At 67.5% G+C, this 18,943-nt stretch carries 12 protein-coding genes; 5 read left to right on the top strand and 7 right to left on the bottom strand.

Annotated elements, in window-relative coordinates; translation table 11 throughout:
• Positions 1–817: 817 nt before the first annotated feature.
• Positions 818–2,095, top strand: coding sequence for a sulfate adenylyltransferase (sat, locus tag H587_RS0112135; protein WP_027176499.1), 1,278 nt, complete (start codon positions 818–820; stop codon positions 2,093–2,095).
• A 184-nt stretch (positions 2,096–2,279) separates the two neighbouring features.
• Here sat and H587_RS20860 read toward each other — a convergent pair whose 3' ends face one another.
• From H587_RS20860 to H587_RS18455, 5 genes are all read right to left on the bottom strand, one after another.
• Positions 2,280–2,438, bottom strand: coding sequence for a hypothetical protein (locus H587_RS20860; RefSeq protein WP_169432778.1), 159 nt, complete (start codon positions 2,436–2,438; stop codon positions 2,280–2,282).
• Between the two features lie 17 nt (positions 2,439–2,455).
• On the bottom strand, positions 2,456–2,947 hold the full coding sequence (locus tag H587_RS18460) for a bactofilin family protein (protein ID WP_084630696.1): 492 nt from the start codon (positions 2,945–2,947) through the stop codon (positions 2,456–2,458).
• Positions 2,948–3,108: 161 nt separating this feature from the next.
• Positions 3,109–5,073, bottom strand: coding sequence for a FapA family protein (locus tag H587_RS0112120; protein ID WP_156904547.1), 1,965 nt, complete (start codon positions 5,071–5,073; stop codon positions 3,109–3,111).
• 103 nt (positions 5,074–5,176) lie between these two features.
• Positions 5,177–6,595, bottom strand: a complete 1,419-nt coding sequence (locus H587_RS0112115; RefSeq protein WP_027176497.1) for a sensor histidine kinase — start codon at positions 6,593–6,595, stop codon at positions 5,177–5,179.
• Positions 6,596–6,683: 88 nt separating this feature from the next.
• Positions 6,684–7,982 carry a radical SAM protein gene (locus H587_RS18455; protein ID WP_051202753.1) on the bottom strand — a complete coding sequence of 433 codons (1,299 nt, stop codon included), beginning with the start codon at positions 7,980–7,982 and terminating at the stop codon, positions 6,684–6,686.
• Positions 7,983–8,157: 175 nt separating this feature from the next.
• Here H587_RS18455 and H587_RS18450 point away from each other — a divergent pair, with 175 nt between their 5' ends.
• Entirely contained in the window at positions 8,158–10,650 is a 2,493-nt protein-coding gene (locus tag H587_RS18450) for a glycogen/starch/alpha-glucan phosphorylase (RefSeq protein WP_051202751.1), read from the top strand.
• 186 nt (positions 10,651–10,836) lie between these two features.
• On the opposite strand, the gene H587_RS0112100 is transcribed toward H587_RS18450, so the two are convergent.
• On the bottom strand, positions 10,837–12,078 hold the full coding sequence (locus H587_RS0112100; RefSeq protein WP_027176496.1) for an HD-GYP domain-containing protein: 1,242 nt from the start codon (positions 12,076–12,078) through the stop codon (positions 10,837–10,839).
• Positions 12,079–12,248: 170 nt separating this feature from the next.
• On the opposite strand from H587_RS0112100, the gene H587_RS18445 reads away from it, so the two are divergent.
• Positions 12,249–15,491, top strand: coding sequence for a sensor domain-containing protein (locus H587_RS18445; protein ID WP_051202749.1), 3,243 nt, complete (start codon positions 12,249–12,251; stop codon positions 15,489–15,491).
• A 474-nt stretch (positions 15,492–15,965) separates the two neighbouring features.
• Positions 15,966–17,465 (top strand): glycosyltransferase family 2 protein, encoded by a 1,500-nt coding sequence (locus H587_RS18440; protein WP_051202748.1) that lies wholly within the window; start codon positions 15,966–15,968, stop codon positions 17,463–17,465.
• A 75-nt stretch (positions 17,466–17,540) separates the two neighbouring features.
• On the opposite strand, the gene H587_RS0112085 is transcribed toward H587_RS18440, so the two are convergent.
• A complete protein-coding gene (locus H587_RS0112085) occupies positions 17,541–17,975 on the bottom strand; it encodes an RrF2 family transcriptional regulator (RefSeq protein ID WP_027176495.1) in 435 nt (144 codons plus the stop codon).
• A 241-nt stretch (positions 17,976–18,216) separates the two neighbouring features.
• Here H587_RS0112085 and H587_RS0112080 point away from each other — a divergent pair, with 241 nt between their 5' ends.
• Positions 18,217–18,939, top strand: coding sequence for a hypothetical protein (locus tag H587_RS0112080; protein WP_027176494.1), 723 nt, complete (start codon positions 18,217–18,219; stop codon positions 18,937–18,939).
• The last annotated feature ends 4 nt before the right edge of the window (positions 18,940–18,943 follow it).

Here is an 18,943-nt window from a genome sequence, read left to right as displayed (position 1 = left end):
TCCCAACGACGCTGCGTCGCCGCTTGGTGGACGTAGCCGCCAAAGTGGTGTCCCATGCTGGCAAAACCGTACTCAAGGTCACGGCAATAGCCATGGACTCATTGCGTTTCAAAGAACTGTGGGAGCGCTGCCTGAGCGTTCCAAAATTCGTCTGGACCTGATCAGAACGCCCCGCTCCATGTCCAGCAACGGGAGAGGTGCGTCCAACTTCCTGAAAAATCCGGTTTCACAACCGAAACGAGCAGCATTATCACGCTTCAGCGATCAAGCTGTCCCCATCGCACCATTTTTGGAGTCAATCTTCTCCCGGTTTCTGCCGAGGAAGGCTTCAATGGGCCCCCTCCGCTCGATTTAGGCTAGACATTGTTACGATAACATCTCGAAATTACCGGAGGATCATCCCTCCCGTTTCGGGAGGCGATCCTCCCCCGGGATATGCCCAGCTCCGCGCTCACCCCCGGCGCGACCTGGCGGCCCGAGGGACGCCCACACGCCCCTCCCATGAGCCGGGTGAAAAGCATCGCAAAATCAACACAGTAAACGAATACCTGGCGAAAACGCGCAGCCCTCCGGCCCCTGAAGCCTACTTTTCCGCTTGACACAACTTTCACAATGCAGGAGATAACACATCCGTGCGGTGCTGAAGAAGGCTCACCGAAACGCTTCCGGCCTTGACGACGGAACGCGGCCCGGCTAGCCTCGCGATGCACCGTCAGGAATCTCCGCCGGACCGGCGGCCTTCTCCGTCGGAAGGTCGCCTCGGGAGATCCGGCGCGTCGAGAGTGTGACTTCGGGAACAATCATTAAGGAGGAAACTATGTCCAAGCTCGTCCCCCCTCATGGTGGCAAAGGTCTGGTCATCCGCCTTCTGGCCGGTGCGGAGCGTGAAGCCGAATTGAAGAAGGCCGCCGGCCTGAAGAAGATCCAGATCACCTCCCAGGAGAAGGGTGACCTGATCATGATCGGCATCGGCGGCTTCAGCCCGCTGGACGGCTTCATGACCAAGGCCGACTGGAAGAGCGTCTGCGAAAAAATGACGCTGGCCAACGGCACCTTCTGGCCCATCCCGGTCATGCTCTCCTGCACCAAGGAAGACGCCGACGGCATCAAGGTCGGCGACGAAGTGGCCCTGGAGCGCAACGGTCTCATGATGGCCACCATCAAGGTCTCCGAGAAGTTCGAACTCTCCGACGCCGACAAGGCGTGGGAGTCCGAGAAGATCTACAAGGGCGCCGGCGACGACTCCCAGGGCGACTTCCTGGCCAAGGCGAAAGCCGAGCACCCGGGCGTCCAGATGGTCTTCAACCGCAAGCCCTGCTACCTCGCCGGCCAGGTGAAGGTTCTCTCCGAGGGCGACTTCCCCGAGAAGTTCCCCGGCGTGTACAAGACCCCGGCCCAGCTCCGCTCCGAGATGGACGAGCATGGCTGGCGGAATGTGGCCGCCCTGCAGCTGCGCAACCCCATGCACCGTTCCCATGAATACCTCTGCAAGATCGCGGTGGAAGTCATGGACGGCGTGGTCATCCACTCCCTGGTGGGCGCCCTGAAGCCCGGCGACATCCCGGCCGAAGTGCGCGTGAAGTGCATCGACACCCTGGTGAAGAAGTACTTCGTCGAGAAGAACGTGATCCAGGCCGGTTACCCCCTGGACATGCGTTACGCCGGTCCCCGCGAGGCCCTGCTGCACGCCACGTTCCGTCAGAATTACGGCATGAACTACCTGATCGTCGGCCGTGACCACGCCGGCGTCGGCGACTTCTACGGCATGTTCGAAGCCCAGACCATCTTCGACACCATCCCGCAGTCCAAGGAGCCCGGCAAGGCTCTGCTCACCCAGCCGCTGAAGATCGACTGGACCTTCTACTGCTTCAAGTGCGACGGCATGGCCTCCCTGCGCACCTGCCCGCACAGCAAGGAAGACCGCGTCATCCTCTCCGGCACCAAGCTGCGCAAGATGCTCTCCGAAAACGCTCCGGTTCCGGATCACTTTGGCCGCGAGGAAGTCCTCGACATCCTGCGCGAGTACTACGCCAGCCTGACCGAAAAGGTCGAGATCAAGATGCAGAAGGCCGCCGCCGGCTCCAGCATGAAGTAGGCGACGACACGACCGCATGCTCACGGGGCGCCCTTCGGGGCGCCCCTTTTTTTTCTTCGGCGCGGGACGGCGTCACGGCGTGACGGAAGAAACGCCTCCTCCCCCGGGCGGGGCAGGAGGCGGCGCATTCGAGGGAAAAGGTGGGGAAAGGGACGGCGCGCCGCGAAGACGGCGCGCCGGGAAATCACTTCTTCTTGCCCTGCGGGCGGGTTTCGCGGATCTCCGCGTAGCCCTGGCCCATGGAGCGGACGTGCTGCTGGCGTTTCAGCTCCGCCTCGCGGGGATCCTCGGTGACGAAGACCACCTCTTCCTTGGCGCCGTTGACGATGACCAATTCATACATGGATTCACACCTCGACATCACATTGTTTTTTCACCGGCCGGCAGGGGCTCGATGAGATGGGCGTCCTCATCCTCCACCGGCAAGGCCCCGACGGGCAGCACGGCGGAATGATCAAGCGCCGCGGCTGCCCGCGCGGACAGCACGGCCGCCTCGCCCTGCATGGAGACCTGGCCTTCGACCCGAGCGCCCTCCTCAATGACCAAGGCCTTGGAGTGCAGGCTGCCCACGAGCACGGCGGAGCCGTGCAGCACGGTCTTGACCTGGGCATCCACGTCGCCCTGGATGCTCCCCGAGGAGAAGAGGCTGCCCACGCGGATCTGTCCGTGGACCTCAGCGTCGCGCCCCAGAACAAGGGTGCCGGGCGAGACGATCTCGCCATGAAAACGGCCGTCGATGCGCACGGTGCCGACGAATTCCAGGCGGCCCCGGTATTCGATGCCCGCGCCCAGGAACGCGTTCAGCTCGTCCCCGCGCACGCCTTCGCCGTCATCGGATCTCTTGCCAAACATCTTCATGCTCCTGGCCTCACTTACCCCCGATTGACCGAAAGAAAAATTTCTAACATGAAGCCCGGGGACATGGGAAGCCCCTCGATTCGCTCAGAGTGGACAACCCGACCTCGCTTCCCGTTCTTTTCGGCGCACGCGGGAAGAGACTTGAGGCCCCGGCGTCACAAACCGGCGACGACGATCTCGCGACGCTCGGCATTCCAGAAGAACTGCCCGCGCTCCAGGGGCCGATCCACGTGCAGGGACCGGCCGCCCATCTTGATGACGACCCCGGGATGGGCCACGCCCCGGATCACGATCCGCGCACCCTCGCCGCGGCCCAGCTCGGATTGGGCCTGCTCGGCCAGGGTACGGCGCACCTCCTTGAGACGGCCCAGGGCCTTCTCCCGATCGGCCAGCAGGGACAGAGCCTCCTCCCTCCGTTCGGCGGGCACGCGCTCCAGGGCTGCCTCCGGCGGGCCCTCCCCGAACTGGGTGTTCACCCGGTCCACCAGGGCCCGCAGCCGTCGCTTCTCCTGCATCAATTCCCGTAGTTCGGGATTTTCGCGGCTCACGGCCAGGACCGTGGTCACACCCATGGGCGACCCGGCCTCAAAGACTTCCAGGCCCTCTGCGCAGATGACCAGCCCGCCCATGATCTTGCCCTTGGCGTCGGTCACTCGCACCCGCCCCCCGGCATGCACGCGGTAGCCCGCCTGCACCGTGCCGCAGGTGATGTAGTGAGCGATGGTCACGTCGCCCCCGGCCATGATCCGGGCGTTGTGGGTGTAGGCCGCGCTCACGCCGCCCCCCGCCCGGATGAAGGCCGGGGTTTCACCGGACATGAAGATCCCCCCGCGCACGGCCACATCGCCTCCGGCCTCCACGCGGGCGTCCTCCACCACCCCATCGACGAGCACGCTGCCTGGGGCCGCGACTTCGAAACCGGAGCGCACCGTGCCCTTGATCCGCACCGAACCGTGAGCCAACCTTATGTTGCCCGTGGCGTAGTCCACGTCCCCGCCCACGTCCAGGAGCTCGGACACGTCCAAGGCGCCCTTGCCCGCAAGGACGACGCCAGTGATCCGGGAGCGGAAGAGCATGCCGGCCTCGGCCACCTCCACGTTCCGCCCGGGACGCACCACCAGCGGCTTGCCGGGACGCGGCGGAACCGGGTCGCCGAACACGTCCTGGCCGGGAACGCCCTCGGTGGGGGGATGCAGGCGGGCGATGTCCGAGCCCTCCTCCACCACCGGGGAAAAACCACGGTCGCGCCAGTCAATGCGCCCACTCTCGGACACGGTGCCCACGTTCTCGCGCTCGGTGTAGTAGAGTTCCAGATATCCGTCGCGGCCATGCTCGGGCGGACGCCCGCGGGCCACGACCACGCCCTCCACCGCCGCGCCCGCCTCCCGGGCCCGGGCCAGGGATTCCTCCACCCGACCCAGGCGCACGCCCACGGCCACGCCCATGCGCGACAGCTCTTCCCGCACCCGCCGGGCCGTGAGCGCCAGCCCCAGCGCGTCGTGAGGATAGAGCGCGGCCGTGACCGAAAGCAGGTCGTCAGCCACCCGGAAAACCGGCTCCAACCGCACCTGGGTGTCGCTCACGCGCACCAGACCGCAGGCTGTGGCCGTGAGCAGGCCGTCCTCGGTCAGGACGCAACCAGCATCCGGGGGGATGTCGATGTTCCGGGGCCTGCGCTGGTCCGTGGGCGGCACGGCCTCGCCGGTGACGTCGCGGCCCGGGAGAGCGGGCTCCGGAGGATGGAGGCGACCGAACGCCTGTCCGGGAAAGACGGGAAAATTGAAATCGCCCAGGGGCTCCACCCAGGCGTCGCGGGAGGGCAAGGGCCGCAGGCCCCGGGCGATGGCCACGGAACGGGCGTCCCGACCGACCAGGAGCAGGGCCACGGCCCGGGCCGTGGCCTCGCGGTCCAGCTCGGCCCGCAACCCAGCCAGATGCAGCAGTTCCTCCAGCCGCTCCAGGCTCAGGGGCGCTCCCGCTCCCCGCGCCGGAGAGTAGCAGCTCACGCAGAGCTTCATGCGATCGCGGGTGGCCCCGAACCGGACCACGGCGTCCGCGTCGGCGGCGGCCGGGCTCCCTCCCTCGCACAGCGGCGGCGGAAGATTTTCTTCTTCTGCCATGGCGCAACCGGCGAAACGGCCCGTCACGGGTCGGCGGCCGGTCTCCTCATGCACAAGGCGTTACTGAAAGAGCGCCACCTGTCAAGCCGAAGGCGGCCCGGAATCAGGCGGTCGCGTCCCGGGCCTTCTCCAGCGGCAGGACGAGGTAGAAATTGTTGCCCTCGGGCAGGGGTTCGTAGCCGACCATGCCGCCGTGCAACTCGACCACCTGGCGCACGAAGTACAGACCGTGGCCCGTGCCGTACTCGCTCTCCACGTTGCCGGCGCGGAATCCCGGGGTGAAGAGGCGCTCGCGCTCGGCGGCCGGGATCACCGGGCCGGAGCTGAAGACGTTCAGCTTGATCCCTTCGCGGCCCGTGCCGAAGTATCCGGGCAAGACCTGCCAGCCGTAGGCCATCCATTTGGAGCGGCCCCGGCCCCAGCGTTCCACCTCGCGGGTGTACTTGACCGCGTTGGAGAAGAGGTTCGAGTAGACCTGGGCCAGCAGGCCGATGTCCGCCAGGAGCGTGACCTCGCGATCCGGCACCCCGCCCAGGGAGAGATCGATCTCGATGCCCCGCTCCTCCAGGCGCGGGCGGTAGCGCTCCAGCTGCGGCTCGATGACCTGCTTGCGCAGGTTGCAGGCGCGCTTCTCCAGGACGTAGCGGCCCTCCTGGAAATGGCGGCGGCGTAGAAGCGTCTCCAGGAACAGGCTGGTCTGCTCGTAGTGGCGGAATATCTCGTTGAACTGCGTCAGGATGCCGGAGTGCAGATACTCCAGCTTGGCCCGGAGCTCCCCCGTGAACCCGGGGTGGCCCTCCTCGTCCCGGGCCATCTCCCGGGCGAGTTCCTCCAGCCCGTCGATCTTGCCCTTGAGCCGATTGAAGAAGAGCCGGAAGTACATGTTCGGCACGATGACGTTGTGGCCGATGTCCTCCACGAGATTCTTGATGAACTCCAGGTGCTCGCGGTTGCGCGTGCGGATGAGCCGGATGTGGTACTGGTAGCCCAGGCGGTTGGCGAACTTCTGGAAGAAGAGCCGCTCCTTCTCGCCCAGGCCCTCGGTCGGACGCAGGGAGAGCACCCCGATGACGTCGTCGATGGGTTCGAAAGGCAGGAGGTCGCGAAGGGACGGATTGATCTTCACCGGCAGGAGCAGGCGGCCCCGGACTTCGACGGCGGCCCGGGGCAACTCCTCGGGGGTCGCTGGGAACCCGTCGCCGGGGCTGGGCGACGCGCCCGAACTGCGCCGCAGGCGCAGGACGCCCGGGTCGACCAGCAGGGCCAGATCCGCTTCGAGATTGAAGAAGGCTTCCGGCAGAAGCACACAGACCGCGAAGAAGTCGCCGTCGTCCTCGAACTCCTGGGCCAGATCGAAGAAGACGTTGAACATGCGGACCTCGGCCCGGGAAAAGCCGTAGGACTCGTAGTCGTCGATCTTCTCGTGGATGCGCCGCAGGATCTTGCGCTCACGCCCGGCCTCGTCCCCGCATCCGGCGGGGACGTCCGCGCGGGGTCCGCTCCCGCCTTCGAAGGAATCCATGCCGCCTCCCTTCGGACGTCCGCCTCTGGGCCCGACAGGATGACTTATACTCCCTCGGGAAGCGGGAGACAAGCCGAAACGGCGCGGCTCAGGCCGCCGGGATGGGCGTCAGGCCGCTTTCCGTCGAAGCGCGACGGGCGAAACGAGCCATGTGCCAGGCGTCCGGCGCGCTGCGCAGGGAGAAATTGTCGCAGGCGCGGGAGTAGCGCAGGTCGTCCAGCCAGGCCCGGGCCAGCTCCCGGTCTCGCAGCAGCCGCCAGACCCCGGCCAGGGGGCGCATGGCCAGCTCCAGCAGGGGCCCGGCCAGCAGCGAGGGGTCGCGGAAGCACTCCCAGTCGCAGGCCGAGCAGGAGGCCCGGCGCGAAAGCCGGGACACGTCCAGGTCCGGGAACGGCCCCAGGGGCTCGCCGCCCCGATAGCCGCAGGGGAAGGCCGTGAGGCCGCCGGCCTGGACGAAGAAGAAGTCCACCCCGCCCCGGCAGGGGAAGGCCGCCTCGCCGCCCTCGTGCTCGCGGATGAGGCTGAGCAGCGCGCTGCGCGGGGTGAACACGCGCAGGCGGTGGCGGAAGGACTCCACGGCCGCCAGCAGGGCCCGGTAGAGCAGAGGCCGCTCCAGGCCGCTGAAGCGGACCATGTCGTCGGCCGAGGTGGCCGCGTACACGGCCTGCTCCCGGGCGCGGTCCTCGGGCAGGCTCATGGGATAGCAGGCGTTCACCGTGGTGAAGCCCAGGGATTCGGCGAAGGAGTAGAAGCGCAGGAAGGCGGCCAGGAAGTGTTCGCGAAAGCCGTCCGGGTCCTCGGCCGCCGGGGGCGGAGGCGTCCCGCCGCCGACGAGGCGGTTCACGCCCAGGTTGGCCGCCGGGTAGAGCCCGAATTCGCGGAACACGGGCAAGGCCTTCTCCACACCCCGGACCATGCCGGGCAGGCCCCGGTTGCGCTCATGCACGGCCGGGTCGGCGGAATCCAGGCTGATCCAGAAGTTGTTCAGCCCGGACTCGGCCACGGTCTCGGCCAGGCGGCGCATGCGGTCGGGAAAGTCCGGCTTCTCATGGCCCCGGAAAAGGAAGCCGTTGGTGCCGGTGCGCACCAGGGGGATGCCCTTGGCCCGGGCCCGTCGCGACAGCTCGGCGATCTCGCCCAGGTGCAGGAGGGGTTCGCCCCCGGTGAAGGAGAGGGCCAGGAAACCCTTCTCGGCGGCCGCGTCCACCAGAGCCGCGGCCCTGTCCGCGCCGAGCACGGAGCGCGGAATGCCCGAGCGGGCGTTCATGCCGCACTGGGCGCAGAGGGCGTTGCAGTGGTCGGTGTACTGGATGACCAGCTGGCCGGGAACCCGGCCGCGCAGCAGGGCGCCGAGGGTCCGGCGCCAAGGAAGCGATGTGGCGGTCATGGCCTGCCTCGGTTGTTCGCCTCAATCTAGCAAACCCGTGTGGCGGAAGCGTTGCGGAACGGTGACGGTTGGGGAACGGGCGGAGTCCCCGTTCGGGCGTGATTTTTTTCGACGTTGCCTTCGCGGCGGAAATGAAGGATTGAAATAAGAGGAACCCAGAACCCAGGAGGCCGCCATGCCAGCCAAGCGCCCCAGGACCAGGACGCCGTCGTCCGAAAAGGCCGTCGGCGGAAAGCGGGCCGCGCCGCTCAAGGCCGACATCGAACGCCACATCCTTTCCTTCCTCGGCAACGACGCGGCCCTGGCCTCGAAACACGACTATTTCAAGGCCCTGGCCTACACCGTGCGGGAGCGCATGGCCGAACGCTGGATCAAGACCCAGCGGGCCTACTACCTGCGCGGGGCCAAACGCGTGTACTACCTCTCCCTGGAGTTCCTGCCCGGCCGCTCGCTCTGGAACAACATCCTCTGCCTGGGGCTGGAGCGGGAGTGCGTCCGGACCCTGGAGGAGTTCGGCGTCAACCCGGAGGACATCGTGGAACTGGAGTGGGACGCGGGCCTGGGCAACGGCGGCCTGGGGCGCCTGGCGTCCTGCTACCTCGATTCCATGGCCACCATGGGCATCCCGGCATACGGCTACGGCATCCGCTACGACTACGGCATCTTCTACCAGCTCATCCAGGACGGCTGGCAGCTGGAGCGGCCCGACAACTGGCTGCGCTTCGGCAACCCCTGGGAGTTCGAGCGGCCCCAGCATCTCTATCCCGTGGAGTTCTTCGGCGAGGTGCGCACCTACTACGACTCGCACAACCGCCTGCGCCACCAGTGGGTCTCCGGCGAACACGTCATGGCCATGGCCTGCGACATGCTCGTGCCCGGCTACCAAAACGGCAACGTCATCAACATGCGCCTCTGGGCGGCCAAGTCCAGCCGCGAGTTCGACCTGGATTTCTTCAACAACGGCGAATACATCAAGGCCATCGAACACAAGACCAGCAGCGAGAACATCTCCAAGGTCCTCTACCCCAGCGACGCCGTGGCCGAAAACCAGGAACTGCGGCTCAAGCAGCAGTACTTCTTCGTCTCGGCCACCTTCCAGGACATCATGCGCCGCCACCGCAAGGACCATCCCAGCATGGAGAACCTGCACCGCTACGTGGCCGTGCAGCTCAACGACACCCACCCGGCCATCGCCATCCCCGAGCTGATGCGCCTGCTCCTGGACCAGGAACTCATGGACTGGGATCAGGCCTGGGAGATCACCCGCAAGACCTTCGCCTACACCAACCACACGGTCATGCCCGAGGCCCTGGAGCGCTGGCCCGTGGATCTGCTCACCCGCGTCCTGCCCCGGCACATGCAGATCATCTACGAGATCAACCACCGCTTCCTGGAGGAGGTGGCCGCGCACTCCCCCGGCGACGAGGGGCGGCTGCGGCGCATGTCGCTCATCGAGGAGGGCCGGAACCGCCGGGTGCGCATGGCCCACCTGGCCATCGTGGGCTCGCACGCGGTCAACGGCGTCTCGGTCCTGCACTCGGACATCATCCGCAACCAGGTCTTCCGCGACTTCTCGGACCTGGACCCCGGGCTTTTCCAGAACAAGACCAACGGCGTGACCCCCAGGCGCTGGCTGCGGCTCTGCAATCCCGGACTTTCGGGCCTGCTGGCCGAGACCCTGGGGCCGGACTTCCTCACCGACCTGGACCGGCTGGAGCGGCTGGCCCCCCTGGCCGCCGACGCGGCCTTCCGCGAACGATGGGAAGACGTCCGGCGGCGCAACAAGAAGCGCCTGGCCGACTACGTGCTGCACAAGGTCGGCGCGCGCCTGGACTGGGACGGGCTGTTCGACGTGCAGGTCAAGCGCATCCACGAATACAAGCGGCAGTTCCTGAACATCCTGCACGTGGTCGTGCTGCTCAACCGCCTGCGCGACGGCGTGCCGGGGCCGAACGTGCCCCGGGCGCACATCTTCGGCGGCAAGGCCGCGCCCGGCTACCGCGTGGCCAAGCTGATCATCAAGCTCATCAACTCCGTGGCCGAACGGGTGAACGCCGAACCCGCGGCCCAGGAACTGCTCAAGGTGGTCTTCCTACCCAACTACTGCGTCTCCACGGCCGAACGGATCATCCCGGGCGCGGACATCTCGGAGCAGATCAGCCTGGCGGGCACCGAGGCCTCGGGCACGAGCAACATGAAGTTCGCCCTCAACGGCGCGCTCACCGTGGGCACCCTGGACGGGGCCAACGTGGAGATCCGCGAGGCCGTGGGCCCGGAGAACTTCTTTCATTTCGGGCTCGACGCCGTGGAGGTCTCCGAGGTCAAGGCCCGGGGACACAACCCCTGGGAGCTCTATTCCCGCGACCCGGAGCTGAAGCGGGCCATCGACATGATCGCCGGAGGCCACTTCTCGCCCCTGGAGCCGGACCTCTTCCGGCCCCTGGTGGACGGGCTCCTGCGCCAGGGCGATCCGTTTCTGGTGCTGGCCGACTTCCGCTCCTACGCCGACTGCCAGGAGCGCGCGGCCCGGGCCTTCCTGCGCAAGGACCGCTGGACGGCCATGAGCATCCGCAACACGGCGGGCATGGGGCGGTTCTCCTCGGACCGGGCGGTCATGGAATACGCCCGCGACATCTGGGGCGTGACCCCGCAGCGGCCCGAGGACTAGGCGACGAGAAACGGCGACAGGGCCCGCTCCCGCATGGGGCGGGCCTTTTTCATCGGGAGACGGGCGCGGAGCCGGAAGGGGACGGCGACGGCGCGAGAAAAGAGCGGGCCCGACGCGTGGCCGAACCCACGCGAGGGTCCGGGGTTTTCGCGGCGACGACGCCGGGGCGGATTTTTCACCGGCCCGCTAGTTCAGGGCCAGGTCCACGCCCAGAAGCCGACGAAGATCGAACATGTAGTTCAGCGGGTTGAGGCACTCCACGATGCGCAGGCGGGGCCTGCCGGAGTCGTCGCGGGCGTGGGCCGCCAGGTCCACCACCCGGGGCGGACGGGGCCGCAGGCGGCGGTCGAGAATCACGTTCACGGCTGGCAGCAGCGGGAAATTCGGGTTGGTTTCATAGACCACGGCCAGATCGCCGCTGGAAAGACGCACCAGGCTGCCCGGCGGGTAGATGCCCAGGCACTTGATGAACAGCTCGGCCTCGCGGGGCACGAAGTTCTGCCCGCGCATCCCGTAGATCAGGGAAAGGGCCTTGGAGGGCACGGCGGCCTTGGCGTGGGAGCGGTCGCTGGTCAGGGCGTCGAACATGTCGCAGAGCCCCAGGACGCGGCCGTGCAGACTGATCTGGTCCGCGCGCAGGCCCTGGGGATAGCCTAGGCCGTTGTACTGCTCGTGGTGTTCGGCCACGGCCCGCAGCACCACCTGGGAGAAGGCGCCGGACTCGGCGAGGATGCGCCTGCCGTGGGCCGGGTGGGTGCGCATGAGGTCCATCTCGTCCCGGGTCAGGGGACCGCGCCGGGTGAGCACCTCGGTGGGCACCACGATCATGCCCGCGTCGTGCAGGAGCCCGGCCAGGCCCAAATCCAGGAGCCGGTCCCGGGCCAGGCCGAGGAAGGAACCGAAGATCACCGCCAGGGCGCAGACGTTGGCCCCGTGGGTGTAGGTGTAACGGTCGTACTTGTGCAGCTTGGAGAGGCAGAGCAGGGCCGAGGGGTTGCGGGCCACGGAGTCGATGACCTCCTCCACGGCGTCCTCGGCCTCGGCCGCGCGCAACGGCATCCGGGCCAGCAGGCGTTCGCTGATGCGCCGGGCGCTGGCCAGGATCGCCCGATACTTGCGGTGGGCCCGGGGCAGTTCGTCGGGCATGGGCACACGCATGGAGGACTGGGAGCGTTCCTTGGGCTCGCCTCCGCCCACCAGGAGATCCAGGCGCTCCTCTTCGGAAAGCGTCTCCTCCTCGGCGCCCAGATCCTTGGAGGTGTCGATGAAGGTCTCGAGGTAGCCCTCGGCGCGGATGCGCTCCAGATCCTCGGCCCGCACGTAGCCTGGACGGGTGTAGAGGAACGGCATGTGCCGCCAGACCGTGGCGTCCATCTCGGCCACGCACATGCCGGGACGCAGATCGGCAACCGAAATCTTCCTGATCATGCCCTCGCCTCCGAGCCCCCGGTCCGGACAACCGCAGTGGAATCCCCCGATTTTCATATAAACCACGGAAGAAACTCTGTCCAGCCGAACCGGCCGCCGGCGGCGAGTCTTTCTCATTGCCCGAGAGCGTTCCCGGCGTTAAGAGGGAGTCCGTCGACAAGGGAGGCCTCATGCCCAGGAAACCGGCGCCGGAGAAACCCGCCCCGTCCTCGGACGAGGTCTTGCCGCGCATTCTCGCATCCGTCCTGGACGCCGTCCAGGCGCCGATCTTCGTCAAGGACGACTCCCTGCGCTGGATCTACGCCAACCCGGCCCTGCTCCAGGGGCTGGGCCGGACACGCGCGGACATCCTCGGCCGCACCGACTTCGAAATCTTTTCCGAAAAACAGGCCAGGCTCTTCCGCCTCCGCGACGAAGACGTCCTGGCCCGCGGCGCGATCCGCCGGGATGAAACCGAAATCGTCTGGAACGGCCGCGCGTCCACGATCCTCTCCATCAAGTCCCTGTTCCGCGACCCGGAAAGCGGACGGGCCTTCATCCTGGGCCATGTCCAGGACGTCTCCGAACTGAAGCGGACCCTGGCCGCGCTTGATGAGTCCGAGATCATGCACCGGAGCATCGCCACCCTTGCTCCCGTGGCCATCGTCCTGCACCGGGACGGGGTTATCCTCTGGGCCAACCCGGCGGCCGCGGCGTTCTACGGGGCCACGGAACCCGCGGACATGATCGGCGCGGATCTGCGGGATCGGCTCACCGAAGAGGGCAGACAGGCTTTGGATAAACGCATGCGCCTGGCCCGGGACTCGGGCCGGATGCTGCCGTCCCTGGAATACGAGATCAAAGGCCAGGACGGCAGGCCGCGCACCGTGGAGGGCCGCATCGGCATCGTCCCCCACCAGGGCGGCCAGGCGTTGCTTTCGATCTTCCAGGACGTGACCGAGGCCCGCCGCACGGCCAAGGCCCTGGAGCAGTCCGAGTCCACCCTGCGGGCCGTGTTCAACAACGTCCATTCGGCCGTGTTCCTGCACGATCCGGACGGGACCATCCTGGACGTCAACGACCGCATGCTGGACCTTTTCGGCGTGACCCGCGAACAGGCCCGGCGCATGTCCATCGCCGAAGACTTTTCCGCCCCGGACGCCGAATTCGGGAGGCTGCCCGGGATCTGGCGCACGGTCATGTCCGGCGGCAGCCTGACCTTCGACTGGAAATCCCGGCGGCCCGGCGACGGCTCGGTGTTCGACGTGGAGGTGCATCTGCGGCGGGTGGATCTCCCCGTCGGATCCCGCATTCTGGCCACGGTCACGGACATCACCGACCGCAAGAAGGCCCTGGCCGCGCTCACGGAGTCCGAACTCCGCTACCGGAGCCTGTTCGAGAAGGCCAACGACTGCATCGCCCTCATCCGGGGCGGCCGCATCGTGGAATGCAACCAGCGCGTGGTCGAGATTCTCGGCCTCCCCAGGGAGAGGATACTGGGCGCACCGGCCGGGGACTTCACCCCGGAACACCAGCCGTGCGGGCGACGCTCGGCGGAGATGGCCGAGGAGCATCTGGCCCGGGCCGCCGCCGGGGAGAACCTGCTCTTCGAATGGCGCCATCTGCGCGCCGACGGCTCGGAATTCGACGCCGAGGTCTCCCTGAGCCTGGTGGAGCCGGGGCCGCCGCCGCTGCTCCAGGCCATCATGCGCGATGTCTCCGAGCGCAAGCGGAACCTGGAGGCGCTCACCCTCTCCGAGGCCCGCTACCGCACCCTGGCCCGGAACTTCCCCAACGGCACGGTGCTGCTCTTCGACTCCCGGATGCGCTTTCTCCTCGCCGGAGGACTGGGGCTGGAAGCCTTGAGCCTGGTTCCGGAGGACATCGTGGGACGCACCCCGAGGGAGTTCTTCCCCCCGGACATGGCCCCGCGCGTGGAGGAGGTCTTCCGACAGGCCCTGGCCGGGCAGACCAGCCTTTCCGAGCTGACCTTCGCGGACCGCTCCTACGAGGTGCGCACCGTCCCGGTCACGGGCGCGGGCGGACGGGTCATCGGCGGCATGTCCGTGAGCCAGGACATCTCCGCCCGCAAGCGTCTGGAGGAGCAGCTCCGGCACCAGGCCCTGCACGACCCGCTCACCGGCCTGGCCAACCGCACCCTCTGCCTGGACCGCATCCGCCAGGCCGTCGAGCGCTCCCGGCGTCGACCCGACTACATTTTCGCCGTGCTCTTCGTGGACCTGGACCGCTTCAAGCTGGTCAACGACTCCATGGGCCACAAATTCGGCGACGCCCTGCTCATGGAGACCGCCTCGCGCCTGCTGGAATGCGTGCGCGACCTGGACACCGTGGCCCGCCTGGGCGGCGACGAGTTCGTGCTCGTGCTCGAGGAGCTGGAGGCCCCCCGCCGGGCCATCCATGTGGTCCACCGCGTGCGCGAGGTTCTGGCCCGCGAGTTCCAGCTCGGCCAGCGGGCCGTGCAGCTCACGGCCAGCATCGGCGTGGCGGTGGACACCCGCCGCTACAGGACTCCCGAGGACGTGCTCCAGAACGCCAACCTGGCCATGCACCGGGCCAAGGAGATGGGCCGCGACCGCTTCAAGATCTTCACCAACCGCATGCTCGACGCCGCCGTGCATCGGCTCAACCTGGAGTCGGGATTGCAGCGCGCCCTGGCGGAGAACCAGCTCTTCCTGGTCTACCAGCCCATCGTCCGCCTGGGGCGCGGCTACGGACTTTACGGTTTCGAGGCCCTGGTGCGCTGGCGTCACCCCGAGCGGGGGGTGGTGGGCCCGGCGGAATTCATTCCCGTGGCCGAAGAGACCGGGCTCATCGTGGAGCTGGGCCTCTGGGTGCTCCGGGCCGCCTGCCGGACCTTCGCGGACTGGCTCCGCGGCGTCCCGGACGCCGCGGACCTGACGCTGGCGGTGAACCTCTCCGGCCGCCAGTTCGCCCAGTCCGACCTGGTGGGCGCCATCCGCCGGGTGCTCCAGGAAACCGGCATGCCCGCGGACCGGCTCAAGCTGGAGATCACGGAAACCGCCCTGATGGAGAACGCCTCCCGGGCCGTGGAACGGCTCCAGGCCCTGCGCGACCTGGGCATCCGCCTTTCCGTGGACGATTTCGGCACCGGTTATTCGAACATGATCTATCTCCAGCAGCTGCCCCTGGATCTGCTCAAGATCGACCTCTCCTTCGTCCAGAAGATGGACGTGAACCAGGAAAACGTGGCGATCGTCAAGGCGATCATCAGTCTGGCCCACACCCTGGGCCTGGAGGTGGTGGCCGAGGGCGTGGAGCGGGCCCGGCATCACGAAATCCTGAGTCTGCTGGACTGCGAATTCGGCCAGGGCTACCTCTATTCGCCTCCCCTGTCCGAGGACGACGCCCGGACCTTCATCCGGGGCTTCCGCGACCGGCCCGGCCCGACCTGACCACGGCCGGCGGATCGTCGAAAAAGTCTTCCGCGCGAGGCGCTGCGCGCTCCCTCCCGGTGCGCGGCTCCCCCGCGCGGGAACCCGCGTTTTCCGAGCAACGCGGCCGACGCGGATTCTTCAACGGCCCGCTAGACAAGCTCTAGAACCCTCCCGTCCGGCGTGGGCATTTTTTGGCCCGAAACTGCGCAAAAAACGTACACTTCTCCCGCCGCCATCATTCGACAGAGTTAAGAATCGTAATCAAAATCAATATGTTGAGTTCTTGGTATGGGCTTTGCTCACTCTTCCGCACCCCGGACGCTCCGGCATCCGGGTGTTTTTGCGAAAAAGGACAACAGCAAGAAACAATTGGCTTTTTTCCCATTGACTTTCCGCGTGATTCTGGGACAAGAGCCAGTTCGACCAAAAAGTCGGGACACCGTGAAAGCGGACCCTTTCGGGTCCGGGGTAAGCCCGAGGAGAAGGAATTCGATGAGCACTGTCCGGTTCGAGGACGCCTCCGTTTTCACCGCCGCCCGCAAGGCGGCCGTCCGCCGTCGGCTGACCAACGGCGACATCGGCTATCCCGTGGTTCTGGTCCTCTTCCTGCTGTGCACGGCCGTGGCCCTCTGGTGGGTCTGGGCCGACTCCGGCATCGCCGCCCTGTCCTCCTTCGCCGGCGTGGGCCGCGAGGTGGCCTGGTGGCTCGGCCAGGGCCTGTTCTGGATGACCATCGGCGCCCTGCTCTGGCGCGCCGGGCTGGCCCTGACCTACAAGCCCCGCCCCGACGCCGCCGACGCCGACCTGCCCACCCTCACGGTGGTGGTTCCGGCTTACAACGAAGGCCGCCATGTGCTGAACACCCTGGTCAGCGTGGCCGCCAGCGACTACCCGGCCGACAAGCTCCAGATCATCGCCGTGGACGACGGCTCCAAGGACGACACTTGGCAGTGGATGTGCCGCGCCGAGAGCATGCTCCCCGGCCGCGTGGAGCCCCTCAAGCTGACCAAGAACGGCGGCAAGCGCCGCGCCCTGTACGAGGGCTTCCGCCGCGCCACCGGAGCCGTCTGGGTGACCATCGACTCCGACTCCCTGGTGGACCCCGACACCCTGCGCAAGCTGGTGAGCCCCTTCGTGAGCGACGAGCGCGTCGGCGCCACCGCCGGCAACGTGCGCGTGCTCAACCTGCGCGAGGGCCTCATCCCCAAGATGATGGATGTGGCCTTCACCCTCTCCTTCGACTTCCTGCGCCTGGCCCAGAGCAAGCTGAACACCGTGTTCTGCACCCCCGGCGCCCTCTCGGCCTATCGCGGCGACGTGCTCGCCCCGCATCTGGAGGAGTGGGCCGAGGAGCAGTTCCTGGGCCGCTACGCCAACATCGGCGAGGACCGCGGCCTGGCCAACATCATCCTGCGCAAGGGCTTCCACATCCTTTTCCAGCAGAACGCCCTGGTCTGGACCAACGTGCCCGTGAAGTACAAGGGCCTGTGCAAGATGCTCGTGCGCTGGGGCCGCAGCCACGTGCGCGAGTCCATCGTCATGGCCCAGTTCCTCTTCGGCCGCTTCCGCGAAACCCCGGCCATGGGCACCCGCGTGGAGTACCTGCTCCAGATGATCGAGCTGGTGGTCGGCGAGGCCCTCAAGATCGGTTCGCTGGGAATGCTCCTGGTGGCTCCCCTGCTGGTGGCCAAGAACGTGTTCATCGGCACCCTCATCGCCTCGACCATTCCGGCCGTGGTCTATCTGGCGCGCCACCGTTCCTGGAACTTCCTCTGGGCCGTGCCCTACTCCTTCTTCTGGATCGTGGGTCTGTCCTGGATCGGCGTCTGGTGCATGATCACCCCGCACCGCTCCGGCTGGCTCACCCGCGAGGTCAAGTCCGGCCTGCCCGTGGCCGCCCCGGCCACCGAACTGCTCCAGGCCGCCCAGAGCCCGATCCTGAGCCCGGCCCCGGTCATGGCCGTGGACAACGCGCATCAGGCCCGGGCCTAGACCCCGCGCCCCTCGGACGACGAAAAAAGCCCGCCGGAAGGCGGGCTTTTTCATTTCAAGAGGGTGAAGGGAGCGTCAAATATCGCAGCCGTGCTGCGATCCCAGCGGCAGGGGCTCCATGAGGTCGGCCAGGGAGATGGCCGACAACTCGGCCTCCAGGGCCCGTGAAACCCGCCCCCAGGCCTGATGCGCCTTGCAGACCTGACTGCGGTGGCAGATCTCCGGCGCGGCCCGGCAATGGGTCAGGCTCAGGTCGCCCTCCACCACCCGCAGGATGGCCGCCAGGGTCACGTCCTCGGGCTTGCCCGCCAGGATGTAGCCCCCGGCCGCGCCGCGCACGCTGTCCACCAGGCCGGACTTCTTGAGCGGCTTGAGGATCTGCTCGATGAAACGCACCGTGACCCCGGTGTGTTCGGAGAGCGCGGCGGTGCGCTGCGGCCCCCGGCCCACGTGCATGGCCAGGTCGAGCATGAGACGCACGGCGTACCGCGACTTGGCTGAAAGTTTCATGGCGCTCCGACGCTGAAGAAGGGAACAATAGCCCCGGCCCCGCTGACGGGCCGGTCCCATTGACGTCGGGCCGCCTCCCGCCCCCGGGAGCGCGACCTTTCCGCGAAAGATGCCCCAAAAAACGCCCCTTGGCAACGGGCTTCACGCGAAATCCCGGCGCGATGCGCTCCGGCGGCCCCTTCGCCGGGCACTGGATATTCCGGGGCGTTGGGAGTATGTCCCTGCCCCAGCGAGGCGATCCATGGTCACAAGGCTCGACTTCCGCATCCTGCCCCAGCCCGACGACTCCACCTGCGGCCCCACCTGCCTGCACGCGGTCTACTCCTACTACGGCGACGCCCTGCCCCTGCCGAGGGTCGTCGACGAGGTGGAGAAGCTTCCGGGCGGCGGCACCCTGGCCGTGCTCCTCGGCTGCCACGCCCTGTCCCGGGGCTACTCGGCCGCGCTCTACACCTACGACCTCCAGGTCTTCGACCCCACCTGGTTCTCCGGCCCGCCCGTGGACATGGCCCGCAAGCTCGAGGCCCAGATCGAGGCCAAGCCCCAGCGCCGCAAGGTCCGGGCCGCCTGCCGGGCCTACATGCGTTTCCTGGCCCAGGGCGGGTCCATCCGCTTCGAGGAGCTTTCCTCGGCCCTGCTGCGGCGCATGCTCAAGCGCGGCCTGCCCGTGCTCACGGGGCTTTCGGCCACCTATCTCTACGGCACGGCCCGGGAGCTGGGCCAGGGCGACGCCCTGGTCTACGACGACGTGCGCGGCGAGCCCGCCGGGCATTTCGTGGTCCTCTGCGGCTACCGCCGCGAGGAGCGCGCGGTGCTGGTGGCCGACCCCCTGCTGCCCAATCCCATGTCCCGGGACCAGATCTACGAGGTGCGCATGTCCCGGCTCATCCACTCGATCATGCTCGGCACGTTGACATTCGACGCCAACCTTCTCATCATCGCCCCCAAGGGAACGGCCATCTAGGAGG

The organism is Desulfovibrio aminophilus DSM 12254, assembly GCF_000422565.1.
GTDB lineage: Bacteria > Desulfobacterota > Desulfovibrionia > Desulfovibrionales > Desulfovibrionaceae > Aminidesulfovibrio > Aminidesulfovibrio aminophilus.
Note: the sequence above shows the minus strand (reverse complement) of the source record. Positions and strands in the feature narration are given on the sequence as shown.